This is a genomic window from Streptomyces sp. NPDC020898, from assembly GCF_044333925.1.
Classification (GTDB): Bacteria; Actinomycetota; Actinomycetes; order Streptomycetales; family Streptomycetaceae; genus Streptomyces.
In genome coordinates this window covers 1422006-1432252 of the sequence record NZ_JBIRRV010000001.1, presented here as the reverse complement: position 1 = coordinate 1432252, position 10247 = coordinate 1422006, and the positions used below count along the sequence as shown (strand labels likewise).

7 protein-coding genes are annotated in these 10247 nt (G+C 71.1%); 3 read left to right on the top strand and 4 right to left on the bottom strand.

Translation table 11 applies throughout. The annotated features are described in order from the left end of the window. Positions 1-195 precede the first annotated feature (195 nt). The 3 genes from ACH4TV_RS06250 to ACH4TV_RS06240 form a co-directional block, all read right to left on the bottom strand. Complete coding sequence (locus ACH4TV_RS06250) at positions 196-399, bottom strand: cold-shock protein (RefSeq protein ID WP_105974444.1); 204 nt, start codon at positions 397-399, stop codon at positions 196-198. Between the two features lie 245 nt (positions 400-644). Then, positions 645-983 (bottom strand): MerR family transcriptional regulator, encoded by a 339-nt coding sequence (locus ACH4TV_RS06245; RefSeq protein ID WP_398394701.1) that lies wholly within the window; start codon positions 981-983, stop codon positions 645-647. A gap of 568 nt (positions 984-1551) precedes the next feature. Continuing rightward, positions 1552-5307: a hypothetical protein gene (locus tag ACH4TV_RS06240; protein WP_398394699.1), complete on the bottom strand. Its 3756-nt coding sequence runs from the start codon at positions 5305-5307 to the stop codon at positions 1552-1554. Positions 5308-5573: 266 nt separating this feature from the next. On the opposite strand from ACH4TV_RS06240, the gene ACH4TV_RS06235 reads away from it, so the two are divergent. After that, on the top strand, positions 5574-6413 hold the full coding sequence (locus tag ACH4TV_RS06235) for an NPP1 family protein (RefSeq protein WP_398394697.1): 840 nt from the start codon (positions 5574-5576) through the stop codon (positions 6411-6413). 134 nt (positions 6414-6547) lie between these two features. Here the strand turns inward: ACH4TV_RS06235 and ACH4TV_RS06230 are convergent, their stop codons facing one another. Next, the gene (locus ACH4TV_RS06230; protein WP_398394695.1) at positions 6548-7603 is read right to left on the bottom strand and encodes a LacI family DNA-binding transcriptional regulator; all 1056 of its coding nucleotides are present in this window, start codon (positions 7601-7603) and stop codon (positions 6548-6550) included. 325 nt (positions 7604-7928) lie between these two features. Between ACH4TV_RS06230 and ACH4TV_RS06225 the strand changes: the two genes are divergently transcribed. Both ACH4TV_RS06225 and ACH4TV_RS06220 read left to right on the top strand, forming a co-directional pair. Continuing rightward, the gene (locus ACH4TV_RS06225; RefSeq protein WP_398394693.1) at positions 7929-9086 is read left to right on the top strand and encodes a Gfo/Idh/MocA family protein; all 1158 of its coding nucleotides are present in this window, start codon (positions 7929-7931) and stop codon (positions 9084-9086) included. Further along, positions 9083-10240 carry a dihydrodipicolinate synthase family protein gene (locus ACH4TV_RS06220; RefSeq protein WP_398394691.1) on the top strand — a complete coding sequence of 386 codons (1158 nt, stop codon included), beginning with the start codon at positions 9083-9085 and terminating at the stop codon, positions 10238-10240. Before ACH4TV_RS06225 ends, ACH4TV_RS06220 begins: the two co-directional genes overlap by 4 nt. The last annotated feature ends 7 nt before the right edge of the window (positions 10241-10247 follow it).

The window sequence follows — 10247 nt, the reverse complement described above, 5'->3', positions numbered from 1 at the left end:
GCCGCGCGGAAACCCCACCCCGCGCGGACAAAGACACGGCCCCGCCGGGACCCCCGAGGGCGGGGAGCCTGTTCCCCCCCCCCCCGGCCCCCGCGGGGGGGGGGGCGGGGGGGCGGGCCCCGCGCGCCCCCGACCAGGTGCGTCACAGATCCCACCGCCGCCCGCGGTTTTCTTCACGGGCTCAGGTGGGGAAGGTCACGCCGGGCTGATGTTCTCCGCCTGGGGGCCCTTCTGGCCCTGGGTGACGTCGAACGTCACGGCCTGGCCCTCCTGGAGCTCACGGAAGCCCGAGGAGTTGATCGCCGAGTAGTGGGCGAAGACGTCCGGGCCGCCGCCGTCCTGGGCAATGAAGCCGAAGCCCTTCTCCGCGTTGAACCACTTCACAGTTCCTGTAGCCATGTCTCATGCCTTCCAAGTCGATGAACGCCTCCCGCACGGTGCGGAAAACGGAGGTGATCGCCCTGGTCCCTGCGGCACAGCACAGCAAAACGCCCACGCCAAAAACGTGGGCTAGGGAATTCCGAACCACGACAGCTGACCCAGACGCTACACGTCCGCACACCCTGTCACCAGAGAAAAAGACCATGGACCACACGCCGGGAGGTGTGCGCGGTACCCGCCGGTGCCCGGCGGGCGCGCACACCTCAGGCCGACGGCGGTGATTTCGCCGAGTCGGCGGCGCGGCGGTACTCGGCGTTGAGGCGCTGCGCTTCCTCCAACTGGTCCTCGAGAATGATGATGCGACAGGCGGCCTCGATGGGCGTCCCCTGGTCGACGAGTTCCCGGGCACGGGCGGCGACGCGCAGCTGGTAGCGGGAGTAGCGGCGGTGACCGCCCTCGGATCGAAGCGGGGTGATGAGACGCGCTTCCCCGATGGCGCGGAGGAAGCCCTGGGTGGTGCCGAGCATCGCGGCGGCCCGGCCCATCGTGTAGGCGGGGTAGTCGTCGTCGTCGAGACGGCCGTACGAGTCGTCTGCTGTCATCTGCACCTCTCTGTTCTGCTCTCTTCTGCGGAACGCGTCGAGGGGCCCTGGCGCCGTACGGCACCAGGGCCCCGAAGGAACTACTACACCATCTGCCGGCCCCGAGACTGAGCGGGCCTTCTGTGTCCGCCGACCCGACCGAGATGCCGGTGGGTGTGCGGGGATCGAGACTGCTTGACCGAAGACCACCTCACTATCGATGTCCTGCGGCACCCGGGCTTGGACTTCCACCCCGGGCGATCCTGATGGCGCGCGTTCCTCCGTTCTTCCCTCAAGTGATCAACTGCGGTACCACTCACGGCGGCCCCTGATCACTGCGGGCCACCCGGTCCGGTCGCCAGCCCCGTCGCCGTCCTGCAACCACCCTGGCTTCGAAACTCCACCACCGAACCGCCCTGCGAACTGCACCTACGTGTACTACTGCCTGCTGCCCGCCAGTTCGTGTCTGCCGGGCCCTTCGGTCTCTCTGGGCTACGAGAGAAACCATAACCGCGCCACCACTCGATGTCTACTCCGGCCGACATAGATTTTCGCGTGTCCGACGGTGAGGTAATCGATGCCCTGTCCCTCAGACGCACACCCTTCTGTACGGCGCGTCCGGTACGTACGTGGCCCACTCGCTCCTCGTCAGATCCTTGTTCCCGGCGCGGGCGCAGACGCGGGCGATGGCGCGGGCCGGGTCGACGGTGTGGCGGTGGAGGGGGACGTGGCCGCCGCCGGCGTAGAGGGTGGCGCTGTCGGGGCTGAAGGCGAGGGAGGCGACGGGCTCGCCGGGGGAGGGGAGCGGGTCGCCGAGGGGCTGTTGGGTGGTGGTGTCCCAGAGCTGGATCGTGCCGGCGTCGCCGCCGACGGCGAGGGTGGTGCCGTCGGGGCTGAGGGCGAGGGCGCCCACTGCCTCGGGGGTGTCGCCGAGCGGGGCCGGGAAGACGTTGCGCAGGATGCCGACCCGGCGGCGCAGGTCGCCGTCCCACAGGGCGACTCGGCCCGTGAGGTCGCCCGCCGCCACGCGGCTTCCGTCGGGGCTGAACGCCAGCGCGCTGATGTGGTCGCCCTGGACGAGGTCCAGCGCGGCACTCCGATGGGTACTCCGGCGGACGACGCGGTTGTCGCCGACGATCAGTTCGGCGTCCGGGGCGAGGTACAGACGGGTGCCCGCCAGGCCGGGCCCGGTGACGACGCTCGTCCGGCGGCGGGCCGCCACATCCCAGTGTTCGCTGCTCAGTTCGCCGGTGGCTGAGGTGCGGCCGGTGAAGAGGGTGCGGCCGTCGGGGGTGAGGGCGAGGGTGGTCACCTCCGTGCCGGACTCGGTCGTCGCCAGGTCCAGCGCGGTCTGTTCGCGGTCGTGGGGCAGGTCCCAGACGGTGAACCGCTGGGGAGCGGCCGACAGGCCCGGCGCGGAGACGCCGTAGACGAACCTGCCGCCGTCGGGGCTGAACGCCATCACCGGGACGGTGTCACCGGGGTCGACCGGCTCTGCGACGCGGGAGCGGGACCTGAGTGGGGGCGGGGGCGGCAGGGTGCGGACGAGGTGGCCGTCCTCGATGTCGCGCAGCTCGAAGCGGTGGCCGGCACCGGATCGTTCGGCGGTCGCGAACACCCGGCCGTCCGGGCTGAGCAGGACGCTCTTGGGCCGGTCGCGCCAGGCGGGGGTGACGGTCGTCGTCAGGTCGAGGGTGTGGACCGTACTGCCTTCCAGGTAGCGCAGAACGGGCGAGCCGGGGTCCCAGGCGAGGCCGCCGTGGAGCTGCTGGTTGTTCAGGGGGTGGCGCAGGGCGGGCGCGGCGGGGTCCGACAGCCGCCACACCCGGATCTCGTCGGCGGCACCGGCGGTTGCCAGGAACCTGCCGTCCCGGCTGAAGGACGCGTACCGCACACGGGGATCGCCGATCTCGGCGACCGGGCGTCCGGAGTCGATGTCCCACACCTGGACGCCGTCCTCGGAGACGGCGGCGAACCGGGCTCCGGCGCCGAACACCAGCGCGGAGCCGGCACCGCAGACGCCCTGGGCCCGCTCCCACGAGCCCGGCAGCACCCGACCGGTGGCGATCTCCCTGACCTGTGGGGCCTTCCCGGTGGGGCACACGGCCACCAGCCGGTCGTCGGCGCTCGGCACCACGTTCGCCGGACCGGCCTCCCGCGTCTCGAACAACACCTCGCCGCCCACCACGGACCGTAGCCGTACGCGGACGGGTCCGGAGCCGACGTCGGGGCCGGCCACGACATAGCCGCGGCCGCCGGCGCCGAAGGCGAACGCGTGGTGGCCGGGCGGCAGTTGCTCGCCGCCGGTCCAGCGGGCAGCCCGGGTGTCCCACAGACGTACACGGCCGTCGGTGTCCGCGATCGCAAGGATGCGGGCGTCCGGGCCGGACGCGAGGACCTCGCCCTCGGGGAGGCGGCCGGAGCCGGTGCTGCGGCGCGTGGCCAGGTTCCAGGTCTGCCAGGTGCGGTCGTCGACGCTGAGCAGGGTGCGGCCGGAGTCGGCGAGGAAGCGCTCTGAGTGGAAGCCGGACGCGGGGTCGCTGAAGGAGTCCAGCTCGGGCTGGGTGAGGGAACCGAGGAACGCCCGGCGGGTCTCGGGCAGCGGGGCGATGCGCCAGGAGGCGACGCCGAGCAGCAGGGCCGCCCGGGGGTCGGTGGTGCGCAGACCGTCGGCCACCGCGGCGATGCGGCGGGCGATGTTCTCCGTGCGCTGTCGCTGGTTGTCGTCGTGCTGCCGCCAGGCGGAGAGGCCCGCGACCAACGCCACCGCGAGGACCGCCGAGAGCGCGCCGACCAGCGTCCGGGACCGGCGGGTGGAGCGGGCGGCGGCCCGGCGCTCCGCCTCGCGGGCGTCGAACGCGGCGGCGAGGAAGTCCCGTTCGGCCTCCGTGAGCGCGAGGTCGCGGCGGTGGCCGGGGAAGACCTCCTCTGCGCGGGCCAGCCGGGTGCCCCGGTAGAGGGTGCCGGGGTCGCGGTCGTGTTCCAGCCAGGCGTCGGCGGCCTCGGTGAGCTGACGGTGGTGGCGCAGCCGTTCGCGGTCGTGCTCGACCCAGCGGTGCAGCCGGGGCCAGCAGCTGATCAGTGCCTCGTGGGCCAGGCGTACGCCCTCCTCGTCGACGGTCAGGAGCCGGGCGCCGGCAAGCTGTTCCACCACCGCGGGCACATCGGGGTGGGACCACTCCAGGAGTTCGGCCCGGGTCAGGGGGCGCCCGGTGTCGACGGTGCCCCGGCCCGGCTCGACCAGCCGCAGCAGCAACTGCCGGGCGGCGCTGGCCTGTGACGCGGACAGTCGCCCGTACGTCTCCTCGGCGCTCGCCGCGATCGCGCCGACCAGTCCGCCGGCCGCCTCGTACGCGGCTGTTGTCAGCATGCGGCCCTTGCGCCGCCGCCAGGTCTCCAACAGCGCGTGCGAGAGCATGGGCAGTGCGCCGGGCCGGCCCTGGACCTCCTCGACGACCGTCGCGGCCAGGGACCGTTCCACCTGGAGACCGACCGCCTGCGCGGGCCGCACCACCGCCTCACGCAGTTCGTCGGCGTTCATCGGGCCGACCAGCAGCCCGGCGCGGCTCAGCGCGTTCGCCAGTTCCGCGTGGTCGCCGCAGCGGGAGTAGAAGTCGGCGCGTACGGCGATGAGCACGCGCAGCCGGGAGCCGGGTTCCCTGGCGCTGAGCAGCAGATCGATGAAGCGGGCCCGTTCCGCCTCGTCGCGGCAGAGGGTGAAGACCTCCTCGAACTGGTCGACCGCCACCCAGCTCTCCGGCTCGTCCGCCGCCGGGGTCAGCAACTGTCCGTACGTCTCGGCCGGTCGGGCGCCCGGCGTGAACACCCGCAGTACCGCCGCGTCCTCCCGAAGCGCGATGCTCGCGCGCATCCGGGGGACGACTCCGGCGCGCAGCAGCGAGGACTTGCCGCTGCCGGAGGCTCCGAACACGGCGGCGAAGCGGTGGGTGGTCATCAGCTCGTACAGCTCCGCCACCAGCCGGTCGCGGCCGAAGAACAGCTCGTGGTCGTCCGGTTCGAAGCGGGCGAGGCCCCGGTACGGCGCCGGCACGTCCTTCTCGTCGTTCACGGGAACCGCCGCGGCCGCCGTCTCGGCCTCCTTCCAGTCCAGCTCCCACTGGCCGGGGTCCCCGCCGCACGCCCTCACATATCCCAGGACGACCGCCAGCGAGGGCAGCCGCTCCCCGGCCGCCGCCTGGGACAGGGTCGTAGCCGAGAATCCCGCTTCCCCGGCCATGGCCCGGTACGAGGGGCTGCCTGCGGCCCCGCGCAACTCCCGTAACCGGTGGGCGAGTTGCTGAACGGGTCCCGCCGCCGGGTCGACGGGTCTTTCCGGACGCCCCACAGGCCTGCTCATTTCTCGACACGCCGAATAGGGCGGGGTCAGGAGACATCAACATACGTACCCCTGTCACCAACCGAAACCCTGTGCACACGAAGTGTGGTGCTGATGGCAGCGGCGGTACGCGCCGCCGAACAACCCGGAACCGGTGGCATCTTTTTTGATTGCCCTGGTGAAAGCAGGTGCCGATCAACTCTCCGCTTGTCAGTCTCTGTCCCGCCAAGCCGGATCACCGGCGTCCCCGCGCAGAGCAAGTGGAGTGAACCCCCGTGCCTCAAGCACCGAAGAAGAGCAGGACGTCCCGCCTCGGCCGCCTCGGGCGTGCCGCGCTCGTCGTGGCCAGCGCCGTCGCGTTGACCGTCGGCCTGACCGGCAGTGCGCACGCCGGCGTGTTGACTCCCCTGCCCGAGAGCACCACCACGTTCCAGAAGCAGTTCCAGCCGGTCTTCGACTACGACACGGACAGCTGTCTCCCGGTCGCCGCCATCGACCAGTGGGGCAACCTCAACGGCGGCCTCGACGACAGCGGAGCCATCACCGGCCAGTGCCGCGACAACCACCTGGGCAGGGCCAACACCTACTCGCGGGCCAAGTGCAACAACGGCTGGTGCGGGATCGTCTACACCCAGTACTTCGAGAAGGACATGTCCTGCGCTGGATGCACCAACACGTCGCACCGCCACGACTGGGAAGCCGCCGTGATCTGGATCCGGCAGGGCGCGAGCACGCCCTCGTACGCGTCCGTCTCCGCCCACGGCGACTACACGACCAAGAACTGGAGCGATGTCCCGAGGGACGGGGTCCGTCTCAAGGTCGTCTACCACAAGGAGGGCAATGTGGTGGACGTGGGGACCCACTCCTTCCGCTTCGCCGGCTGGGACGAGGTCGCGGAGGCCTGGGGCGACGGCGGCTGGGACTTCCCGCCCCTGGTCACCTGGACCAGGTTCCCGGCCGGCCACAACGGCGTGAACCTCCAGAGCAAGATGCAGAACGCCACCTGGGGCTCCGCCAACTTCCCGCTGAAGGACGGCCGCTACAACAACGAGCTCAACGCGGCCAAGAACGGCCCCGCCGCCGGCATCCCCTTCGACGTATGGGCCGCCGGCTGACGGACTCAGGAACGGGCGCAGGAACGGGCGCAGAAAGGGTCCGGCCCCGACGGCACTTCCCCGCCGTCGGGGCCGGACCCTTCATCGCGTAAACCCGCTGAGTTCTCCACCACCGCCTGTGACCCTCTTGTCGGTCACAGGGCTTGATTCCGAGGCACCCCCGAAGACCCCCGGACCATCAGCTCCCCCCGAACCGTCGCGATCCCCCCGGGCGGCGGCTCCTCGCGCCGCATGGCGATCCGCCCCGCCCGGGCCCCCGCCTCCGACAACGGCAGCCGCACCGTCGTCAGCGAAGGCACCGCGTCCACACTGAACGGCAGATCGTCGAACCCGGCGACGGACACGTCGTCCGGGATCCGCCGCCCCGACTCCCGCAGCGCCGCGCACGCGCCGATCGCGACGGAGTCGTTCGCGGCGACGACAGCCGTCAGGGACGGGTCCCGGCGGAGCAGCTCCAGCGTGGCCTCGTACCCCGACCGCCGGTCGTAGCGCCCGTACACGGTCCACCGCGGATCCTCCTCGATCCCGTGCACCTCCAGCGCCGCCCGATGCCCCTCCAGCCGGTGGCGCGTGGTCGTCCGCTCCTCCGGCCCCGCGATGTATCCCAGCCGCCGGTGCCCCAGTCCGATCAGGTGCTCGGTCAGCTCTTGCCCGCCACCCCGGTTGTCGAACGTCAGTGCGATCGCCGACGTGTCCGGCGCCGGCGGGCGGCCGCACAGCACCACCCTCGTCCCCGCGTCCGCCAGCCGCCGCAGCTTTGCCGAGACGGCCGCGAGGTGCGGCGGGTTCTCCACCGCGCCGCCGGTCAGTACGACCGCCGCCGCGCGCTGCCGCTGCAGCAGCGTGAGATACGTCAGCTCGCGCTCCGGAGAGCCGCCGGTGTTGCACACCACCGCCAGCCGTTCCCCGCCCGCGCGCCCGCCCGGGCCCGAGACCTCCGACTGGATCGCGCTCGCCATGATCCCGAAGAAGGGGTCGGCGATGTCGTTGACCAGAATCCCGACCAGGTCGGACGTGGCCGCGGCGAGTGCGCTCGCGGGCCCGTTGAGCACGTAGTCCAGATCGTCCACAGCCCGCAGCACCCGCTCACGGGTGGTTGCGGCCACGGGATAGTTCCCGTTCAGTACGCGCGACACCGTCGCGGGCGAGACCTGCGCGCGGGCCGCCACGTCCGCCAGGGTCACCGTCATGTAGTCGTCCTCCGGTCACGCGTTTTGTTGTTCATCGCGTTGCTGTAAGTTGTCGTATTTTGCGCTTCACGTCCATGCCGATGCAGACCCTATGACCTTCGACCGACCCGCGACTGCTCTTCGACCCCTTTCTGTTCGCCCCCTCGAACAATTCGGCGTCTCTGTGCTCTTGTCCAGACCGCTGCACAGAGGCTAGCTTCTCCCTAGATAGAAAGCGCTTGCTGCATCGCTTGCCAGTAGGGCTGCCAGGGGCTGCTCTCCAGTGGGGCGTACGCGGCGCGTACACCGCGTACCTCGCCCCTGTGGCACCTACGAAGGGAATGACGTGACACGCAAGACGGTGCGTATCGCCATGAACGGCGTGACCGGGCGCATGGGCTATCGCCAGCACCTGGTCCGCTCGATCCTCGCGCTGCGCGAACAGGGCGGTCTCGACCTCGGCGACGGCACCGTGCTGTGGCCCGAACCGATCCTCGTCGGCCGCCGCGAGCACGCCCTGAAGGCGCTCGCCGAACAGCACGGCCTGGACCCGCAGAACGTCTCCACGGACGTCGACGAGGTCCTCGCCGACCCGACCGTCGACATCTACTTCGACGCCCAGGTCACCTCCGCCCGCGAGGAGTCGATCCGGAAGGCGATCGCGGCGGGCAAGCACATCTACACGGAGAAGCCCACCTCCACGAGCCTCGAAGGTGCCCTCGAACTCGCCCGCCTCGCGAACGCGGCCGGTGTCCGCCACGGCGTCGTCCAGGACAAGCTGTTTCTCCCGGGCCTGCTGAAGCTCAAGCGCCTCATCGACGGCGGCTTCTTCGGCCGGATCCTCTCCATCCGGGGCGAGTTCGGCTACTGGGTCTTCGAGGGCGACTGGCAGGCCGCCCAGCGTCCGAGCTGGAACTACCGCGCCGAGGACGGCGGTGGCATCGTTGTCGACATGTTCCCGCACTGGGAGTACGTGCTCCACGAGCTGTTCGGCCGCGTGAAGACCGTCCAGGCCCTCACCGCCACCCACATCCCGCAGCGCTGGGACGAGAACGGCAAGCCCTACGACGCCACGGCCGACGACGCCGCCTACGGCATCTTCGAGCTGGAGGGCGGCGCGATCGCCCAGTTCAACTCGTCCTGGACGGTACGGGTCAACCGCGACGAACTCGTCGAGTTCCAGGTCGACGGCACGGAGGGCTCGGCGGTCGCGGGCCTTCGCAACTGTCGCGTCCAGCACCGCAGTTCGACCCCGAAGCCGGTCTGGAACCCGGACATCCCGGCGACCTACTCCTTCCGCGACCAGTGGCAGGAGATCCCGGACAACACCGAGTTCGACAACGGCTTCAAGGCCCAGTGGGAGCTGTTCCTGAAGCACGTCTACGCCGACGCGCCCTACCAGTGGGACCTGCTGGCCGGCGCCCGCGGCGTCCAGCTCGCCGAACTGGGCCTGAAGTCCTCGGCGGAGGGCGTCCGTCTCGACGTACCGGAGATCTCGCTGTGACCATCCAACTCCCCGACGCTACGGGGGTGTTGCGGGCGTACGAGCCCCGCGCCACCCCCCTCGCCCTCACCCCCGGTACCCCCTTCACCTCCCGTACGGTCTACTCGGCGGCCCACGTCGTCGCCGACCCGTACGCGGACGTGTCCCCGGACTCCCCGGCCGCCGTCGACTGGGACGCGACCCTCGCCTTCCGCCGCCACCTCTGGTCCCACGGCCTCGGTGTCGCGGAGGCCATGGACACCGCCCAGCGCGGCATGGGCCTGGACTGGGCGGGCGCGGCGGAACTGATCCGTCGCTCGGCCGCCGAGGCCAAGTCGGTGGGCGGGCTCATCGCCTGCGGTGTCGGCACCGACCAACTCACCGCCCCCGGCGCCTCCTTGGCAGACATCCGCAAGGCGTACGAGGAGCAGCTGGCCCTCGTCGAGGAGTCGGGCGCCCGCACGATCCTGATGGCGTCCAGGGCCCTGGCCGCCGCGGCGAAGGGCCCCGAGGACTACCTCGACCTCTACGGCCATCTGCTGCGCCAGTCCGCCGAACCGGTGGTCCTGCACTGGCTGGGCCCGATGTTCGACCCGGCGCTGGAGGGCTACTGGGGGTCGAGCGACCTCGACGTGGCGACCGAGACCTTCCTCGACGTCATCGCCGCGCACCCCGACAAGGTCGACGGCATCAAGGTGTCCCTCCTCGACGCCCAGCGCGAGATCGACATCCGGCGCCGCCTCCCGCAGGGCGTGCGCTGCTACACGGGCGACGACTTCAACTACCCGGAGCTGATCGCGGGCGACGAGCAGGGCTTCAGTCACGCCCTCCTCGGGATCTTCGACCCGCTGGGCCCGCTGGCGTCGGAAGCGGTCCGCGTCCTCGACACCGGGAACACGGCCGGCTTCCGTGAACTCCTCGACCCCACAGTCGAGTTGTCCCGCCATCTCTTCCAGACGCCCACCCGCTTCTACAAGACGGGCGTGGTGTTCCTGGCGTGGCTGGCCGGCCACCAGTCGCACTTCACCATGGTCGGCGGACTGCAGTCGGCCCGCTCCCTCCCGCACTTCGCGCGCGCCTACCAACTCGCCGACGGCCTGGGCCTGTTCCCGGACCCGAAGCTCGCGGAGGAGCGGATGAAGAACCTGCTGTCCCTGTACGGAGTGGCCCAGTGAACGCCAC